The sequence below is a fragment of the Nostoc sp. KVJ3 genome (assembly GCF_026127265.1).
Classification (GTDB): Bacteria; Cyanobacteriota; Cyanobacteriia; order Cyanobacteriales; family Nostocaceae; genus Nostoc.
Genome location: NZ_WWFG01000002.1, coordinates 1,971,266 through 1,990,275 on the forward strand (window position 1 = coordinate 1,971,266; position 19,010 = coordinate 1,990,275).

Sequence of the window (19,010 nt, forward strand, 5' to 3'; positions counted from 1 at the left end):
ATAAGGGTGGTTTATTTACGCTGTGCTGTATAGAATTGAAGCACCAAGATTACTTATTGACCCTCACTTCCATAAATTACGAACTACGAACTACAAATTACGATTTACGAATTATTTAATTGCTTCTCCCCGTGGTGGATAGCCCTTCTACTATCAGAGATGGAGTATAACAAGAACCATTCCAATCACCATCATTGCCGAGTGTAACCAATTGTTTTAGGGCTGTGTAGACATTACCTGCAACCATAGTATCCTTAACGCGTCCAATTACGTGACCATTTTGGACGCGGTAGCCTAAATCAACATTGATCGAAAAATCTCCCGAAATACTGCCATCACCACCCAGCATTTGATCCACAATTAAGCCATCATCTAGTTGTTGAATTAAATTTGGTAGTGATGTCGAACCTGGCTGGATCAGAAAATTAAATAATCCAGGGGTGGGATAGCTACCTAAACCAGGGCGAAAACCGTTTCCAGTGGTGTCAGTACCCAGTTGGCGACCGGTGGTGCGATCGCCATAGAAATGCTGTAAAGTACCATTTTCGATAAATACTAAAGATTTAGTCGGAGTGCCTTCATCATCAAAAGGGCAACTGTAAGGGCCAGCTTGGGGATCTTGGTAGAGGGTGAGACTGGGTGCAACTACTTGGTTGCCCAGATGTTCTGCCCAAGGAGAAGCTAATTCTAAGACGAGCTTCCCGTTCAAAGCTGCTTGTACAGTCCCCCAAAGCATATCAGCAGCTTTAGAAGTGAACAAAATCGGCACACGACCATTAGGAGGTGAGACATTTTCTCTAGCCCAAATTAACCGTTGTAAAATTTGGTTAGCTAATATTTTCGGGTGGAGTTTTCCTCGCTTGGTTTGACCATCTGAAACACTTAAAAAATCATCGCCCCGCACCCATTCTGCCGATACATAGCAGCTGAGGGTAGTATCAGTATAGTAACAATCTAAACCTTTAGTGTTGACCAGTCTAGTGGTTTCAATATCACATTCCCAGTCACCATTGCACACAACATCGGGATAGGCATCGCGGATGAGTGCGATCGCTTCTTTGCCCCACTCTACCAAAATCTCTACCGGTACGCTTTCCCCTAAATCTGGGTAGAAAGGCTGAAAGTTAGAGCCTAATTCAACTGATTCTGGTTGATTCAGTTGACTTAGTGCCAGAGCTTTTTCCACCATTACTTCGGCTGTGACAGAACCGTAAGCCACCGTAAGTCCCGGACGGCCGTTTTGCCAAAGTCGTAGTGCTGTACCTTCAGATTGGTTGGTTTCTAGCTGTTTGAGTCGGTTTGCCTCAAAAAACACTGGACGAGAAAGCGATCGCGACTGATACACCTCAGCTGCTTCGGCTCCAGATTTTATGGCTAGTTCCAGCAGCTGTTCTGCTAGTGTATCTTGTGACAAATTTTCAGAACCCATGATCCTTAGTGAATTGTGGATTTTGAACCGCATATCAACGCAAGTTGGAGAAAGGGCGATCGCTAAAAGCCAGCGATCGGACTTTCTGTCAATGGACGCAGATAACTATCCAAAAATCATCAGCGTTTCCTTACAGTTACCATTTGAAACCGCAAATCAACACTGATGGACGCAGTTAATTATCCCAAATCATTGTCATGTCTCAACGGATCTTGTCATTTGTCATGAGTCAAAACCCCAATGCCCCATGCCCATCTTCAAAGATTAACTTCTTGTAACAGCCAAAAACCAGCAAAAGATTCTGCTTTTGGATCTGACTGTACACCAATGAAATGCACTCCGTTAGCTTTTTGCTTCGCTTCCTCAAAACCTTTAGCCTCTGCTAAGACTTGAGGTTTTGTGATATTTGCCACAATCCAGCTTTCATTTACACCAGTTTCTAAAAGCAATCTCGCCTCTTCGCTGGTGTCAAATCTTAAGAAAGCCAACTCCAAACCAGACATCCAGCCAGCCAAGGGCAATGCTCTCGGTGAGAAAATTAACATACCAGGAATCCGGGCTTCTGGTGAAACTTTCGCCAACTCTAAGGGAAAAGCTTCACCAAAGCCAATTTCCCACTCTGGCATCTCTGCAAAATCCGCAGCATCTAAGGTAACAAATACCCACTGCTGTCCTTCCAAAGCATCCGGTAAACGTTGCGGCAAAGGTTTCTCCAAGCGGACTGAGGGATTAGTCCCCTTTTGATACCCTGGTTCTTGAGGATACACTTCCTCCATGCGCTCTTCTAACCATTGGTTGAGAACCAAAGTGCGGCGACTAGGCTGGGCGGGAATGCCTATATCTTGGCAAGCTTTAGTAATCATATTGTTCATTTGGCGACGGAAAAAGCGGATTTTAATTGGTGCTTTTCCTGCTTGATTAATAGCCTCTTGCAATGCTGTCCGCAACCAGCCCGAATTTACCTGAGTACTGGGACAATATTGAGCGTAGCGAAACAAAGAATCTGGTTTTGTGCCGATATCCAAGGGGCTTTCGCAGACTAAGACTTCCCAAATTTTTTTCTGATTATCGTCCAAAATCGGACGAGAGTAAAAATCGATTTCCCAAATGCTGCCCATGTTTTGCGGTAAAAATCTGGCTGTTATGTTTTCCTGATATCTCGATCATACGAGTCTTAGTGCAGCATTGGGCATTGGGCATTGGGATAAATGAGTCTTTGAGCGTAACGCACCAAAGCCTTCGGATGGTGCGTTATGCCTCTGGCTAACACACCCTACGTATATTTCAAAAATCAAATATGAGTCCTATTTATATAAGACTTATGCAAAAACTCTCTGACACTCTTATTTCTTTGTGTCCTTTGCGTCCTTTGCGGTTCGTTTTTTCATGATTTTGCGTAAGTCCTGATAAATACAAATACAAAGCATCTGAAAATTAGAGATTTTATGTCCCTGACGCTAGGCTGTGGACTCTGTGCCTTTTTAGGAGTTAAAAAGTTATGCAAAATAATATGTCACAAAAATAGCATGAACTAAAAAACCCTAAAAACTATCAAAGTATCTTCCTCAATTCCCCCGGTTGATCCAAACGCCTCTGAGTCCAGCTGCTTTAGCCGCGTAGTAATCTTCAACAATGCTATCGCCAATATGCCATGCCGCCTCCGGGGAACATTTATGTTTATCTAAGGCAATAGCAAAAATTTGAGGATCGGGTTTAGCTGCACGTACCTGGGTAGAAATGGTAACGGAGGTAAAAAACTCTCTCAATCCCAAACTTTGTAATACTGAATAAATCCGCGAATCAAAATTTGACAGCACCCCTAAAGTAACTCCCAACCGCCGCCAGTTGATTAAAGCTGGTAAAACATCGGGATAGACAAACCACGGTTCGCCAGTACCGAAGTGGATGTAAAGTTCGCTAAAAAAAGCCGAGAAGTCGGAAAATTCCTTGAGAACTCCTGCATTTTCAAAAGTGTTCAGGGCAATTATCCGCCACCAATCAAACTCGCGCTGAGGAATATCTTGCAGTTCTGCATCTGGAAATATCGGTGGTGGCGCGGCTTTAAAGCTTTTGATGAAAGCTGTATTCAATGTTTCGGCTGGAACTGTCACACCAAATTCCTCGGCGATCTGACTATAAACTTTACCCACACTGCCTTTAACATCGAAGAGTGTTCCCACAGCATCTAAAAAAATAACTTTCGGTTGTTCCATCAAAGTTTGAAGTTTTGAATGTGGAATTTTAGATTTTGGCTTGTTAAAAGCTTCTGTGGGTAGAGTCTAGCATCTCCTAAGTAGGTTGGCAGAAATGAAGCAAATCATCATAAATGTCTTGCTTCTTTACTAACACTCAATGCCTAACCTTAATTGATTCTCACCAGCTTAAGTAGGTCGGCGTAAATAATTATCGTTGGGATAAGGCAGGGGGCAGGGAGCAGGGGGAAAGAGAGTTTGAGCCTTGTTTACTTTTCTTTACACAGTTTGGTTTTATTGTGCCGACTTACTTATACGGATTCTGTGTGAGGCTACGCTTGATTAAGGTAGGGGCAATTCATAAATTGCCCCTACAGCTTACCGAGATAAACTTTCTATGATTGGACGCACTAACCAATTAAAACCAACTTTGAGTTGATGGTCTAAAGTTGGTAATCTATATAAATAAGCCATGCGACGAGCGACGGATGCCAAGGGCCCATCTAGTTTAATTCCTAAACCAGTAAGGGTGGCATTGTCTTTGCCCAATGTCATCATTTCTCCTAATTGTTGGTAGTGGAAAGGAAGGAGGGGACGATTAGTGAGACTTGCCCAGATATTCCAAGCAGTATAATCAGCTTGTTGAAAAGCCGCTTGTGCCGTGGCTGGGACTTGCTGTCCTTCAACATCATGAGAGTCTGCTAAATCTCCCAAAGCAAAGATTTCTGGACGATCGATGACTTGTAGATTGGATGTAGTGATGATTTGACCACGCTGGTTTTGCTTCAGGGGAAGAGATTGCACTACGGGCGCAACCTTATTTCCCACAGTCCAAATTACCAAATCTACGGGAATCGTATCTAACTGGTTTTTGTACTCTAGAGAGATGCTATTTTGCTCTATTGACTCAACTTTGGTTTCTAAATCGATAAATATACCACGGGCTTCTATTGCTTTTTTTGCTGCTTCCCGATTAAACTCTGGGGAAGTTCGCAAAATTTGATCGGCGATTTCAACGATGCGAAAACGTCCTCTTTCACCGAGTCTATCGGCTAACTTACAGGCTAACTCAACACCACTGTAGCCAGCGCCAATAATTGCCACCCGAATTTTATCAGCATCGGATTCTTCTAAAAATCGGAGGCGTTCTTCTAAACGATAGACATCAGATATGGTGCGGAATGGGTAGCCGTAGGCTGTCGCACCGGGGACTAAATCTAGTGGTGTTTCACCTCCTAGCGCCAGCACTAAGCGATCGTAAGGGATTTGGGGCCCTTCCTCTATGTTTACCCGTTGCTGGTCGATGTCAATTCCAGACACAACGCCTTGATAAAAACGCACCCCAGTGCCTTGTAAAAGTTCTTCAAAAGGTGGGGCAATTTCCCAGGTTTGCAGTTCGCCAGTAAGTAATTCGTAAAGTAAAGGGGAGAATAGGAAGCGATCGCTTTGATCTACCAGAACAATTTCGGGTTTTTGCGTAGATTCCCAAGGTAACTGGCTTAAGCGTAAGGCTGTGTAAAGACCACCAAAGCCTCCACCAAGGATACAAATTCTAGAAGTTTCTTGAGTCATCGATTTTATCTATAGGAGGATCAATACTAGCTAGGCAACTAACTTCAGGGTAACTGAAAGTTTATGAGATTTGAAAACCCTTCAATTTCCGGCTTCAGAATTTCTCTACTCCCGCGTTATCATCTGAAAAAGATAAAACTGTTGCGATCGCGGGGAGGTTTTTCTCGCTTCAGGAGTTTCAACAACAAAATCATCCCATAGGATAGACAGGTGAAAGCCCTATCCTATATAAAATATGGGAAAATTTTTCAGGAATCTCTCAAGACTTAGGACTCGCTATTTATCTGCTCACTCAGGACTCAGGACTCTCTATGTTAGCAGGCACAATTTTGCAAGATGGAAAATATACCCTAATTCAAGAAATAGGGCGGGGTGGCTTTGGCATTACGTTTAAAGCTACCCATCACTACTTGGATCGGGAGGTGGTGATGAAAACCATCAATGAACGGCTGCGACAACATCCTGATTTTACGAAATTTGAGCGCCAATTCCAAGATGAAGCCAGACGGTTAGCTACGTGTATTCACCCCAATATAGTCCGAGTTAGTGACTTTTTTGTGGAAGATGGATTGCCTTACATGGTGATGGAATACATTCGTGGCGAAACCTTGGGAGACGCATTTGTATTACCAGCGATAACTTTGCCTGAGACTACAGCAATTCATTATATCCGGCAAATTGGAGCAGCTTTACAGGTAGTACACAACAATGGTTTGCTGCACCGCGATGTCAAACCAGATAATATTATTCTTCGTCAAGGAACACAGGAAGTAATACTAATTGATTTTGGCATTGCCAGGGAATTTAATGGCAATGTGAGGCAGACTCACACGGGTCTTGTTTCTGAAGGTTATTCTCCAATTGAACAGTACTTGACGCAAGCGCCACGCACACCCGCCACAGATGTTTATGGTTTAGCCGCAACCTTGTATGCGCTGTTGACAGCACAAGTTCCGATGCCAGCATTATTGCGCGATCGCGAACAAATGCCTTCCCCCCGCGAATTGCAACCACACTTAAGTGCTGCTGTCAACCAGGCAGTCATGCGCGGTATGGCTGTCGAATCTCGTTTTCGACCAGCGACAGTTGCCGAATGGTTACAACTGTTACCCGGAAATGAGGCAAATATGACACCCCAAGCCTTAGCAACTTATGCAGTGCCAACTGTCAATTTATCTGCTCAACAAGCTGCAACTGTGCTGGGGAAAACTGCCCAAAATCGTCTTTATCAATCATCTCCCTTGGCGCAGCCTAACCCAGAAATTGCTAAAGAAAATCTCTTGGCAAAAAAAACGGCGGGATCGTCTCAAATCCTCATTGGTGTGGGTGTAGCCTTGATTGCTGCTACCGCAGGTTTTGGTATCACTAGCATTTTACCCAAATCTCAGCCGCAGCCAACCACAAAACCGCTTTTTGAACAGCCGACTCAACAACCAGCCGCAAAAGCACCTAGCTTGGAGAATGGTGCAGAGATTAACACCAGAACCGAATCAGCACCTGTTTATAATTCCAAGCAACGACGGCGTAATCGTCGTTCTTCTCCACAAGAAACTCCTAGCAACCTTACAGGAGAATCACAACGCGGCGATTCGGAGCAATCTGCACCTTCACCTAGCGTTTCCCCCACACCCTCGCTAGTCGAAAAACTCCGGGCAATCCGTTCATCTCGTCGTGCTTCTCCCGCACCATTGCCACAAAATCACTTACCTGCTTCTAATCATAATTCTGCTTCTCCTCAGCCAGTTATTCCCTCAAATTCTGTAGTTACACCAGCAGCACCAGCACAATCTAAACATTCCGATCCTTCTGCTGTAGTAGTACCAACACTAGAAAAGCAAAATTCACCGATTGATAATCAACCCCAGAGCGATCGCAAATTACCGGAAAAGCTACAAGATGACAATAATTAGTAGTGCTTCAAACGATGATGGTTTAAGATTTTTGACAGAATTCTTGGTAATCTAGTTCTACTTGCTGAGAGTAGCTGATTGCATACTCAATAATTTGATTACGCCAATCAGATAAGTGAGCAAACTTGATTAAATCATCTGCGATCGCAGAACCTTGCCTACCACCACTGCGTAATTGATCCCAAGCTGTGACTTCACCCATTGTCTGCATCAACTTCTTTAAGCGTTCCAGCTTCCCATCCCACGTCTGTAAATTCACCCGATCTTCTTCTGGCTGCAACTCTCGTAAAACATAAGATTTATTGCCGTCAACTATCATCCCCAAAAGAGCAGGTGGCGTTCCTTGTACCCGTTCTTGGATAGCTACTACTCGTGCAGATTCACTCGACCAATCCGGCTGAGTTACTGTTAAATAAGGTTGTAATGAGCAAGTTTCTGTTAACTTCAAATCTAATAGATAATTGCCATCAGGAGAACCTTTCCCTTCTACCAAAACTGCATAACGTTCTAACCCTAAACTACCTGTGCCAGCTATTCGCTGTTGCACATCTAACACTTGATAAAAATTTGCATCTTTTTGTGTAGATTTTTGCCAAGCTGAGATAAGTTTTCTAATCCTTTGCTGTTCTGTCTCCGTGGCTGCCATAATATGTTTATTATCAATAATTAAGTGGCGCTTACCTTTCTTTTCCTTTGTGTGCTTATCTAAAAAATCTTGACGAAGGCGGGTTTTTAAACTTCTTAATAAATCTTTAACTAAGCCCAAAGCGGTTTCTTTTTCCACGCTTCTAGCGCTACCTTTAGCTAAAGCATTGCCGTAACTTTCAAGAAAGGAATTACTTAAATGTAATGCTTCTGATTCATTCACCTTCAGCGTCTGAGAGCCAACTATAATACTCGTAATAAACCTCACCACATCCCAGGTGCAAGGGGCAAGACATGCTTCATCAAAATCATTCATGTCAAAGTAAACTAATCGGTTATCACCTTTATAACTACCAAAGTTTTCCAGGTGCAAGTCACCACAAATCCACACTGGTGGAGCTATATTCAATGGTAAATCTTTAGGGATGTCTTCGTAAAATAAATGACACGTACCGCGATAGAAGGTAAAAACATCACAACGCATTGCCTTGTATTTTAATTCAAGTAGTTTTGGGTTTCTTCCTTCGTTGAAGCGATAGATTCTCTCAATTATATTGTTTGTCATAATTTTTGGTTTTGTTGATGATAAATATTCACACCGACTTACTTAAATTAATACTTCTGCGATAATTGTGGTTGATCTAAATACTGATAAACTAAGCGAGAAACTTGACGGACAAACTCTCTTCCTCGCTCATCGTCATGAGGTCTAATCACAAATATTCCTGCCAAGTAATGCTTACCATTTGGAAAACTAATAATTCCTGCATCCCCAACCAAAAATCCAATATCTCCAGTTTTATGAGCAATAGTTCCACCTTTACCCACACCAGCAGCCAGTAACTTATTATTATGACAATGACGCAGGATATCTAAAACTTGGAACTGACTACCTTCTGAAATCAACTTATGTTGATCGACCAAGGCTGACAACCGGACTAAATCTGCTGGACTAGTGGTATTAGTACCTTTAAAGTCTCCTAACATATTGCGAATTACTGTGTTTTTTAGTCCCCAAGCGTGGAAACGCTGATTGAGTTTTGCTTTTCCGCCTATACGATCAATAATCATGTTACTAGCAGTATTATCACTGATTGTAATCATTTTGTTAACAGTTTCCATTACACTCAGCTTAATTCCTGCTCGTTTATACTGCAAGTCACCGGAACCACTTGCTACTAAGTCACGTCGCATTACTAGCTTTTCATCAAGTTTGATTTTCCCAGCATCTACTTGTTCAAATAAAGCAATCAAAATCGGATATTTAATAGTACTAGCTGCCGGAAATACCTTTTCGCCATCAATATTCAAATAGTTACCTGTTTCTATATCTAAGAAAAACATTCCCGATTTCAGAAAACTATAATGAGCCATTAATGCTCTCACTTGAGACTTTAGCTCTGGCATCTCTTTGCCTAATGGGATAATTCCACCAAATAAAGCAGGATTATTTACATTCGTAAAGATATCTGGTTGATTGAGTTTAGGAATCAAACTTTTCTGTATCATGACTCCACTGGGAAAGTCAGCTAATAAATACTTCCAATCCTTTGTTGACTCTAAATGATTACGATTAGAATCAAATCTTTGAGATTTTATGCTAGCTGCTAAACTAGGCGACGTTAGTAAAAAAGTACTAATAATGGTTAATAAAAACCCGTATAATTCAAGAACGCAAAGAGAAGAAAGATAGAAATACTTAACTGAACTGGATTGGATTATGTTCTTGATTTGGTACATTAGTAATTAATAACAGCTAATCTAGATTGATGATTAAAAGATTATTACATACTTAATTGATAAAAATATTACGAGATTATGACGAAAGTGTGTTTTATTTACATAATTGTATTGAGACCCAGCGAAACCTGTTCTATAAATTACAGTTTTTTTAAATATGAACAAGATAAGCTGACAAGAATAGTGGACTGACTAAGACAGGTGATTCATCAGAATCATCAACATAATAAATCTTAACCTACAAATTCGGGTGGTGAGCAATCGCACTCTTGGCAATACATAAATACATAGCTATACTTCTTTGAAGGTAAGCAGATAATAAAGTCTAACTTCCGATCAGTATGGTGACTGATTGTTTAACTATTAAGGGAACTTCACGTGATTAATAATAAGCCGAGTCTTTTGACTTCAGGAAAATTAGTTGGGCTGCTTATCTTATGTGGTAGTTTTAGTCTGATTTTCATCATGTTGAACAAAATAGATATTTTTCAATTTAAATTGAAACAGACTCTAAATGTAAATAATATAGCGGCAAATGTAGGAACTCAACAGCGAGTTCAAGAACTCAAGATTGGGATGCTAAAAAGTTGGCAGGGAGAAGCACAAGCAAAAGGTTTTTCTGACTCTGTTCCATCAAGTTTCCAAGGTGCGATAATTGAGTCGGCAAAACTCTCTCCGCCTCAGAAAATCATTGCTTTAACCTTTGATGATGGCCCTTGGCCTGAAAGTACAGCAGAAGTCTTAGATATTCTCAAAAAAAATCAGATCAAAGGGACATTTTTTGTGATTGGAGAGAATGTAAAAAATTATCCTAACTTACTCAAACAGGAGATTGCGGAAGGTCATGTTATTGGCAACCACACCTGGCATCATTGGTATCAATTCTTGAATCCACAAGCTGCCGCTTATGAAATTGACCACACTGCCGACCTAATTTTTAAAACTACAGGCTTAAAAACAAATTTATTTCGACCACCTGGAGGAATTATGCATAATGGCGTGGTTGATTACGCTAGAAATAGCAAATACGCTATTATTTTGTGGTCATCTGACTCTGTAGACTATTCTCGTCCTGCTGTTCCAAAACTAATTGGTAATGTATTTAGAGAGGCAAGACCTGGTGGAATTGTGTTGATGCATGATGGTGGTGGTAATCGTTCTAAGACTGTACAAGCTTTACCAGAAATTATTGCCAATTTTCGCAATCAGGGCTATCGCTTTGTCACCATCCCTGAACTCTTAGAAATTCAAGATAAAAACCAAAAGTTGATTGTCAATCAAAAGTAACCCTACTTGTTGACTGAAATTGTGTAATTGCTTTTAATGCTGATACTATTTAAAGCAAAATTAGAGTTTTAATCAGGTGATTAGATAATCTTATTCCAAACTCTCTAAACAGGTTTTAAAATAAATAAGACTTACATAAAAGGACACGCTGTAGGGACAATTCATGAATTGCCCCTACCATAGAATCAGGGTTTTAGATATTGTTTGCGTAAGTCCTAATAAAATGAAATAGTATTATATATAATTTATTTACAGTATTTTTGGATAAGAGATACAGTTAAGTCATAGCTATTAGGTTGAGTTTGTATTGCATAGGCTTCTCTTTCTAAATCTTGCCTGTGAACATCAGTGTAACCCATAAAAAAAGGTCTAGCATAATTGCTAGGCTGAATTTTTAGACCTAGAGTTTTTATTTTTCCTTTCCCCGCACACACTTGTGCAGCATGAACTGCTTCATGAATTAAAGTCTGAGTGCCAATGTGTAGCTCAAATACTACTGGATTAATCCAAATTTTTTTGTCAGCCTCTCTTAGTAAACCATATACTCCTCGCTTTGGTGGTAGCTCAATTATTACTTGAAACCCTTTCTTTTCTAATTGGGTTTTTAAATTTAGAAATTTTTGTTCAGGAGTTGGCAATTGTGAAACAAAAAAAGAAGCTAATAGTAAGGTTTCTATCATCTTGATAAAGAATATTAAACTAGCTTTTGGTTTTAATAAGACTTACGCAAAAACTCTCTGAAAATCTTATTCCTTTGTGTCCTTTGCGGTTCGTTTTTTCATGATTGTGCGTAAGTCCTGTTTAATTTATATCTGTTTTTCTTTAATATCGAAGATCGTCATAGGTAATGAGCAAAACTGATTACCTATTATTTAGAAGTCGATTTATTGTGATTCGTTTTGGTATGGCGATCGCTTTAGTATTTCACATTGCGTCGTGGTCGTAGATTAAGTATTATCGGATTTCTCCAACCAATAATCAGTTTTATTTATCAAAATAGATTTCAGGAATCAGCTTTGCGTAAATCCTGTTGATTTTTCGCTGTCCGGCTGAAGACTCGATAGTATAGTGACGTACTGGTTTCCTTTAAGGGAAATAGCAGATAGGTAAGAGGATTTATTGCCACAATAATATTTCGGAAATCTCGCCGAGCGAAAAACAAAATGGCACGAGCAACTTGCTGTGCAGACATCACCCCATAGGGATTGAGTTGACTTTTAAACGGGCCAAGAATTAACTTGCGAATCACACAATCCCCATCCAAACGCTTGAGAGTAACAATATCACCTAGCGATCGCTTGCTGAGTTCATAAAGTGGACTCAAGGCTGGAGAAACCTCAGCTTCAGAAGTGTTTACCCAAATTTCCTTTGTTGCTTTGGCTTGTGGCCCTGTCACAGTTGTCAAAAATATATCCATCAACCGTAATGCTGAAAAGGTATTCACCTCATAGGAGGAGTTGATAGCCTCTGGTGTGCGGCTGGCGTAGACATTGATTCCGTGGTTGATAATTAAAATATCTACTTTCTCTAAACTATTCCTCAGTTCGGCTTCATTACCTAATTGCCACGGAACTACTTTCACCCCAACTTGTTCTATTAATTTTTCGGGATTAGTAGTTAATGCCACGACTTTAGCATTATTCTTGACAAGTTCAGCTACTAATGCTTGTCCCAACGCTCCTGATGCTCCAGTTAAAGCGATGGTTTTCCCTTTGAGAGACAGTCCTGTGCCAAGAATTTTATCCACTAAGGGAAAGACACCACTGTAGTAAGCGTTGACATCATCAAAATGATGCCGCCAATGGTAAGACCGATTCACCCACCAAATGGAGGGAATAGTCTCTAAAGGGCCGGGGAGGTGGTTGTAGTCTGTATCAATTTTTCCCTGGAAATATCGTACAGACGCGCCATACAAGAAGGTGGAACCATAAGCTACTCCCAGCCATAACCCCATTTGTTGAACAATTAAGGCAATGACTACCAATATCACTAGCAGTAAACTCGATTCTAAAATGTCGTGATAGAGTTGGGATTCTTGGTAAATTTTCAGGGAAACTATTGATAAATCCCGGCGATAGGCGCTATGGTGCTTATTGTGCCATTTAGCAAGCCAATTGACTTGGTGACACAAAGCATGGTAGCTATCTCTCAAAATCTCAGCGAGTAAAAGTGAAAAGAGGCCCCAACAAGCAAATTGTAAGCTCACATTGAGCCAAACCCAATTAATTTGTAATGTTGTCTCAATTGCAATCAAGTTTTCAACTAGCATTTTTATCATATTTGTCTATACTCGTTTTTCTTAATGCTTAATGCCCAATTACAAATTGCGTAGCTTGCTTCTCGCTGGAGGCAGTATTACGAATTAGTTATGATATCCCAGTTGACTTTCATATATCCAGGTTCAATGTGGGTAAAGTGTTTGTTCAATTGCTGATGTGCTTTTGGTAGGGCATGGAACGGAATTGATGGGTATAAATGATGCTCTGCATGAAACGACATATTCCACATGAAAAATCGCATCGGCCAGAACGTTAGGGTTGTGCGCGTATTTGTGAGCAGATTCGCGTCAAGAGTGCAACCTGTATGTTCTGCTAGCAGAATGAAACGGAGAATCGGCTGACCGACAATTAAGGGTAGCAGCCAATAGAGGAAAAACCAAGGCTGACCAACTACAATTGAGATGGCGATCGCACTTACATAAATACCTAATTGCCATCGAGTAGAGTTGATAACTCCAGCTCGTGCGGCTTCTGGCACAAATGGAAAATCTTTAAATTGACCAGTCGCCACCTGAAAATGCCCGACTACTTTACCCCACCACCACGGTAAACCGCTAATTATCAACAAGTATTTACCTACATTACTCGGTTTGAGATCGCTTAGTTCGGGATCTTTGTCAGGAACACGAGTGTAACGATGATGCCACTTATGATAACGACGAAAAAACGTGCTGTTATAAAATGACAGCAAGCCAGAAAACCAAGCTACAGAATCATTCAAACGATTGTTAGCAAAAGCAGTTCTGTGAACGCATTCATGCATTGGTGCAAACATCGCAGCCATACTGAAACCGTAGATTACCAGTGCTGGTATAGCTACTGACCAATTGCCAAAGTTTGCTGACCACAGGTAGCCACTGCAACCGATAATTGTGAGATGCAAAGCCAGTTGAATTATCCCTTTGGAGTTAGAGCGATCGTTTAGAACACTTAACGCCTGTACAGTGAGAATCTGGGAGAGATTTGGCTCCGTATCAGCTTCGGGTTCTAATAATTCAGATTGAATAATTTCCTCAGACATAATTGAAACTCTATATAGCGTTGCTGAGTTGCCTGTTCGAGAAATTAAGCTTTTTGGCGATTTGAGCCTAAGTCCGACTTCAGCCAAAATAAATCTTTTGCCTGAGACATTCAAGATCGCCCCAACAGAAATTTAAGCAGCACAAAAAATCGGGGCAGGTGATAAACCCGCCCCGACTTCTGGTATAGTCCGCCCAACGGCTTTTGCTACAGGCTTTAAACTATCAACTAAATCCACCATATCTTCCAAGGAAAGGGCTTGACGGGCATCAGAAACAGATTTTTCTGGTTCTGGGTGACATTCAATAATTAATCCATCTGCACCGCAAGCGATCGCAGCCCTAGCCATAGGTGCTACCAGTTCCCGTTTCCCTACGGCGTGGGAAGGATCTACAATCACAGGTAGGTGAGTTATTTGCTTGAGTGCTGCCACTGCTGCTAAATCTAGGACATTGCGGGTGTAATTATCAAAGCTGCGGATACCGCGTTCGCACAACACTACATCAGGATTCCCGTGGCTGAGGATATATTCAGCAGCCATAACGAATTCTTCAATTGTCGCTGCTAAACCACGTTTGAGCAGGATTGGTTTACCAGCTTGTCCCAAAGCTTTGAGCAAGTCGAAGTTTTGCATATTGCGGCTACCAACTTGAAGCATATCAGCATGGGCGGCGACTACTTCAATTTGGGAAATTGACATCACCTCGGTGACAACTGGCATATTGTAATGCGATCGCACCTTTGCTAATATCTCCAATCCTGACTCACCCATACCTTGAAAGGCGTAGGGAGATGTGCGGGGTTTGTAGACACCGCCACGCAACCCCTGCACCGATGCAGTCGATAGCTTTTGGGCGACTATCTCCATTTGTTCTAGGCTTTCAACGGTGCAAGGCCCGCCGATAATTACCAGTTGTTCGCCTCCGAAAGCGACTTTTTCTGAAAGTTTAACAATTGTCTGGTGGTTAGGATGAGATTGGGCAGCAAGTTTGGCATTAATCATGATTTCATTCTCCTGACAGTAAAAAAAGTGGCAGTAAAAAAGCCCGAAACCTTGAAGAGTTCCGGGCGCGTTCTGATTCATCGACATGACGCTACTTACCCGGAACTTACTCTCGGCCAAAAGTAAAAGCCATAAAACCAGTTAGTTAAATAAGTCATGACAATGAAATTCTCCTTAAAACAACAAAAACCGCAGAGTTCGCTCTGCGGTTCATCGGGTGGTTTCCATGAGGAAACTTGATTCATTCCCGATGAACCACCCTAAACCAAAAATAAAAGTAGGAATTTGTGTTAAGCATTTGTGGGGCTTTTGCTGAAAAAATTAAATAACTAATATCTACTTAGGGTAACATTAGCAGGAAGATTTGGCGGTGTCAAGACCCCCACAAACTGTAAAAAAGCGATAGACTCAGTAAAACTGTGGGGATCAAGAATAATAAAGCTTGGCAAAATTCAAAATCGCACCCTGTTGTTAAGTTATGTAAATTTACAAATCAATGGTGAAAAATCTAAAAATTCAAAATATAGCTATCCTTTAAATCAAGGTAATTAGAGAGAACTCTCATCGGTGGCTTTTGTAGTCGTCATAGACCAGAGAAATCAACTTTTTAGGATTATTCAGTTTCATTATGCCCAGTTCCAAAATCTTAGCCCAATCTTTCGACTATTATGGAGCTTACCCGTGCCCAGTCTGTCGAATAGGTAAGATTTCTCACATGCCGTTGATGGAAGCTATGGCTTGTGACTTTTGCCAAGAGATTTTTACAGTCAACTTAGAACTACAGCAAATCAAGATGCCTTCTAGACAACCCCCCTTAACTTGGCGTTGGAATGGGTTTAGTTGGACAGAAGGCCAGTTAGAAGGTGTGGAATTGGGTTGGGGTTATGGACTAGCAGCAGCCGTTTTTGTAATTCTTCCCACTACTCTAATTGGCATAGTGGCTTACTATTTTCCTGCTAATCTCCAAGAACCTATTACCTGGATGCCCTATATTTGGACGATATTAACCTTATTATCACATTTATCAATAGTTGTTTGGATTTTTATTGAAGTTTATCAGATTCCAGTTGCAGCATATTTGAGAGCGATCGCTCGATGGAGAAATAGAGAAATGGGAAGATAAGGGAAGAAGGAGTGACAAAAGATGCAGCGAATATCCGGCTCCATCACTGATAATTAAGTTGATTGTCCACCAAAATATCTTATGAGCGATCTGGAGCACTACTATAGAATTTTGGAATTAGAGCCTGGGGCAACCCTTGAGGAAGTGAACCAGGCTTACAAAGATTTGGTTTTTGTTTGGCATCCCGATCGTATTCCCAAAGACAATCTCCGTTTACAGCAAAAAGCCCAAGACAAGCTCAAAGCCATAAATGAAGCTCGTGAAAAATTGCGCTCTCTAAAAACCAAACATCAAACCACATCTAACTCACCGCCACCTCAACAGCAAACACCATCTCCAACAATTCAGAAACCACCAAAGCCAAACTCCGACTTAAGTGGCAAAGACTACAGTCGGGCAAATTTGAGCAATAAAGACTTATCTGGCAGAAATCTCAGTTATGCCAATTTGAGTGGTGCTAATCTTAGCGATACTTTTATGCACAAAGTTAATCTCAGAGGGGCGAATTTATCTGAAGCAAATTTATTTCGGGCAAACCTGCTTTTAGCGGATTTGCGGGAGGCTAATTTACGCGCGGCTAATTTGATTGGAGCGGATCTCAGCGGGGCTGACTTGCGCGGGGCTGACTTGACGGGAGCGCGAATTCGCTCTGGTGAGCGCCTTCTAGTTAAATTAATTGGTACTAATTTAGCTGGGGCTATTATGCCTGATGGGGCAATTTATCAATAAGAGTGTTCCAAAAAATAAATGATCCAAAACCCGTCATTGCGTTCGCGTAGCGTCTCGTAGAGAGCGAAACGAAGCAATCACAGCCCTTGGGATTGCTTCGCTTTGCTCGCAATGACAATTGGGCATTTTTTTACTTGGGGATTTCCAAGAAATAAATTATGCAAATAAACGAACCACAGAGGCGCAGAGAACACAGAGAGAGGAGAAATACAGAGGTTTTTGCGTTAGTTTTGGGATATTTTTTCTTTGGAAGTCCCTTGGAGTACTCTAACTAAAATTGCCTCCTCACTTCAATCCCAACTCTTCTTTCAACGCCTCCGGCACATTAACTGCTGTCTCTAATCCCCGTACGCCTTCCCACTGCTGCTTTTTCCCCCAGGTGATTTTTTCCATATTGGCCTCGCTCAGGTCTGCACCACCGAGAATGGCGCTGCTGAGGTTACTGTGGCTGAGGTTTGCACCGTTGAGGATAGCACCACTAAGGTTACTGCCACTGAGGTTAGCATTGTTCAGGTTGGCATAGCTGAGGTCTGTGCCGAACAGGATAGCGTCGGTGAGGTCAGCATCACTTAGGTCGGCATCGCTGAGAATCACCCCACTGAGGTCAGCTTCATTGAGAGTTACCCGACTCAGGTCTACACCACTGAGGTCAGCACCTAAGAACATTGCACCATTGAGTCTTGCGTCGTTAAGCTTGGCACCGTTAAGTTTGGCATAGCTGAGGTCGGCAGCGATGAGGATGGCATCACTTAGGTTGGTACTGAAAAGAATTGTGTCACTGAGGTTAGTACCATTGAGGATGGCATGACTCAAATCAGCACCACTGAGGTCAGCGCGACAGAGATCGGCATGGTTAAGATTAACCCTATTGAGGTTGGCTTCACTGAGATTCGCACCAAAAAGGATGGCGTTGCTGAGGTCAGCATGGCTCAGATTGGTACTGCTGAGGTCGGCGCGGTTGAGGTCAGCATGGCTCAGGTCGGCGCGGCTCAGGTTGGTGCTGCTGAGGTCGGCACGGTTGAGGTCGGCGCGGCTCAGGTTGGCGCAGCTGAGATTAGCGCCACTAAGGTTGGTGCTGCTGAGGTCAGCACTACTAAGGTTGGCACCACTAAGGTTGGCACCACTAAGATTGGCATCACCGAGGTTAGCACCGCTAAGGTTAGCACCGGTGAAGTTTACCCCAGTTAAGTTGGCATCACCCAGGTAAGCACGGCTGAGGTTAGCACCGCTAAAGTCTGTTCCGGTGAGATTGGCATCGCCCAGGTAAGCACCTGTAAAGTTACCGCCTTTGAGAAATTGCCCGACTATACTGCTAAAATTACCAATTTCCAAGGCATCGCTATAGTTGATGATTCGCAGGAGTTGGGATGTGAAAAAATTGTCTGTGTCTGGTTGAGCAGATGGATAGAAAGTGATTTTTGTTTGAGTTCATCTCGCTGTTGAGCATAGCGGTGTAACTCTAGCAGTAAAATCAGTACGTTCAGCCCTGTATATATGTCTAACTGTCTCAGCCCGATAGCAATATTTTGTGCCGCCAACTTTGACCTTGCTTTCTGAGGTAGGTTATCATCTAGTGTCCCATCGATAAATTCTCCTTGACACCAGCGACGATAAAAACCTTCTAGTCGCCAAAAAAGTAGTTCTGGGTGAATTTTTTGACCAGTCATCACCAATTCCATCACTTGGTTGACTATTTCTGGTTTCAGCGCCCCATTGCCCAGTAAATCATAAATCTCTTCATGCATCTGGCGATCGCTCATTCTCAAAGAAAACTCTGATGGTAGAGTCCCCAATGCGCGATCGCCTATCTTAGAAGTCAAACCGCTTCTTAATATTGTCCATTTTTCTAAGCTTTCTTGCAGCCTTTGAGACCATACATCTTCCTGCAAATTATCTTGAGCAAATTTAACATTTTTATCTAGTTCTTTAATACTTTTTTCTTGAGGTAAAACTGCTTCAGTTTCCATAGATGTTGTCTTTGACATCTCTTGTAACCTTATATCCCTCACATAATTTCTCAGCAGTTGCCAAACTTGAGACAAATATGTTGACATTTTTGTGCCTGTTGTTACATTTTAATT

The 19,010-nt window shown here is 41.8% G+C and carries 15 protein-coding genes and 1 pseudogene; 5 read left to right on the plus strand and 11 right to left on the minus strand.

The annotated features are described in order from the left end of the window. Nucleotides 1-115 precede the first annotated feature (115 nt). On the minus strand, nt 116-1,429 hold the full coding sequence (locus GTQ43_RS24480) for a TldD/PmbA family protein (RefSeq protein WP_265275308.1): 1,314 nt from the start codon (nt 1,427-1,429) through the stop codon (nt 116-118). On the opposite strand from GTQ43_RS24480, the gene GTQ43_RS24485 reads away from it, so the two are divergent. Next, nucleotides 1,428-1,595, plus strand: a complete 168-nt coding sequence (locus GTQ43_RS24485; protein WP_265275309.1) for a hypothetical protein — start codon at nt 1,428-1,430, stop codon at nt 1,593-1,595. The genes GTQ43_RS24480 and GTQ43_RS24485 overlap by 2 nt on opposite strands. 91 nt (nt 1,596-1,686) lie before the next feature. On the opposite strand, the gene GTQ43_RS24490 is transcribed toward GTQ43_RS24485, so the two are convergent. The 3 genes from GTQ43_RS24490 to GTQ43_RS24500 all read right to left on the minus strand — a co-directional run bounded on the left by GTQ43_RS24490 (nt 1,687) and on the right by GTQ43_RS24500 (nt 5,193). Continuing rightward, a complete protein-coding gene (locus GTQ43_RS24490; protein WP_265275310.1) occupies nt 1,687-2,547 on the minus strand; it encodes a Tab2/Atab2 family RNA-binding protein in 861 nt (286 codons plus the stop codon). 447 nt (nt 2,548-2,994) lie between these two features. Then, on the minus strand, nt 2,995-3,642 hold the full coding sequence (locus tag GTQ43_RS24495; protein WP_265275311.1) for an HAD-IA family hydrolase: 648 nt from the start codon (nt 3,640-3,642) through the stop codon (nt 2,995-2,997). Nucleotides 3,643-3,999: 357 nt separating this feature from the next. Then, entirely contained in the window at nt 4,000-5,193 is a 1,194-nt protein-coding gene (locus GTQ43_RS24500) for an NAD(P)/FAD-dependent oxidoreductase (RefSeq protein ID WP_265275312.1), read from the minus strand. Between the two features lie 311 nt (nt 5,194-5,504). Between GTQ43_RS24500 and GTQ43_RS24505 the strand changes: the two genes are divergently transcribed. Beyond that, nucleotides 5,505-7,103: a serine/threonine protein kinase gene (locus GTQ43_RS24505; protein ID WP_265275313.1), complete on the plus strand. Its 1,599-nt coding sequence runs from the start codon at nt 5,505-5,507 to the stop codon at nt 7,101-7,103. Between the two features lie 22 nt (nt 7,104-7,125). On the opposite strand, the gene GTQ43_RS24510 is transcribed toward GTQ43_RS24505, so the two are convergent. After that, nucleotides 7,126-8,313 carry a DUF2252 domain-containing protein gene (locus tag GTQ43_RS24510; RefSeq protein ID WP_265275314.1) on the minus strand — a complete coding sequence of 396 codons (1,188 nt, stop codon included), beginning with the start codon at nt 8,311-8,313 and terminating at the stop codon, nt 7,126-7,128. Nucleotides 8,314-8,360: 47 nt separating this feature from the next. Further along, complete coding sequence (locus GTQ43_RS24515) at nt 8,361-9,392, minus strand: serine hydrolase (protein ID WP_414859155.1); 1,032 nt, start codon at nt 9,390-9,392, stop codon at nt 8,361-8,363. A 474-nt stretch (nt 9,393-9,866) separates the two neighbouring features. Here GTQ43_RS24515 and GTQ43_RS24520 point away from each other — a divergent pair, with 474 nt between their 5' ends. Then, complete coding sequence (locus tag GTQ43_RS24520) at nt 9,867-10,775, plus strand: polysaccharide deacetylase family protein (protein WP_414859135.1); 909 nt, start codon at nt 9,867-9,869, stop codon at nt 10,773-10,775. 245 nt (nt 10,776-11,020) lie between these two features. Here GTQ43_RS24520 and GTQ43_RS24525 read toward each other — a convergent pair whose 3' ends face one another. The 4 genes from GTQ43_RS24525 to aroF all read right to left on the minus strand — a co-directional run bounded on the left by GTQ43_RS24525 (nt 11,021) and on the right by aroF (nt 15,077). Next, entirely contained in the window at nt 11,021-11,455 is a 435-nt protein-coding gene (locus tag GTQ43_RS24525) for a hypothetical protein (protein ID WP_265275316.1), read from the minus strand. Between the two features lie 323 nt (nt 11,456-11,778). Continuing rightward, nucleotides 11,779-13,053: a bifunctional sterol desaturase/short chain dehydrogenase gene (locus GTQ43_RS24530; RefSeq protein WP_265275317.1), complete on the minus strand. Its 1,275-nt coding sequence runs from the start codon at nt 13,051-13,053 to the stop codon at nt 11,779-11,781. Between the two features lie 77 nt (nt 13,054-13,130). Further along, a complete protein-coding gene (locus GTQ43_RS24535) occupies nt 13,131-14,075 on the minus strand; it encodes a fatty acid desaturase (RefSeq protein ID WP_265275318.1) in 945 nt (314 codons plus the stop codon). Nucleotides 14,076-14,207: 132 nt separating this feature from the next. Beyond that, entirely contained in the window at nt 14,208-15,077 is an 870-nt protein-coding gene (gene aroF / locus GTQ43_RS24540; RefSeq protein WP_265275319.1) for a 3-deoxy-7-phosphoheptulonate synthase, read from the minus strand. A 628-nt stretch (nt 15,078-15,705) separates the two neighbouring features. On the opposite strand from aroF, the gene GTQ43_RS24545 reads away from it, so the two are divergent. Both GTQ43_RS24545 and GTQ43_RS24550 read left to right on the plus strand, forming a co-directional pair. After that, nucleotides 15,706-16,200 (plus strand): hypothetical protein, encoded by a 495-nt coding sequence (locus tag GTQ43_RS24545; RefSeq protein ID WP_265275320.1) that lies wholly within the window; start codon nt 15,706-15,708, stop codon nt 16,198-16,200. 81 nt (nt 16,201-16,281) lie between these two features. Next, complete coding sequence (locus GTQ43_RS24550) at nt 16,282-16,929, plus strand: pentapeptide repeat-containing protein (RefSeq protein ID WP_265275321.1); 648 nt, start codon at nt 16,282-16,284, stop codon at nt 16,927-16,929. A 285-nt stretch (nt 16,930-17,214) separates the two neighbouring features. Here the strand turns inward: GTQ43_RS24550 and GTQ43_RS24555 are convergent. Further along, nucleotides 17,215-18,983: pseudogene (locus GTQ43_RS24555) on the minus strand (pentapeptide repeat-containing protein). Nucleotides 18,984-19,010 lie beyond the last annotated feature (27 nt).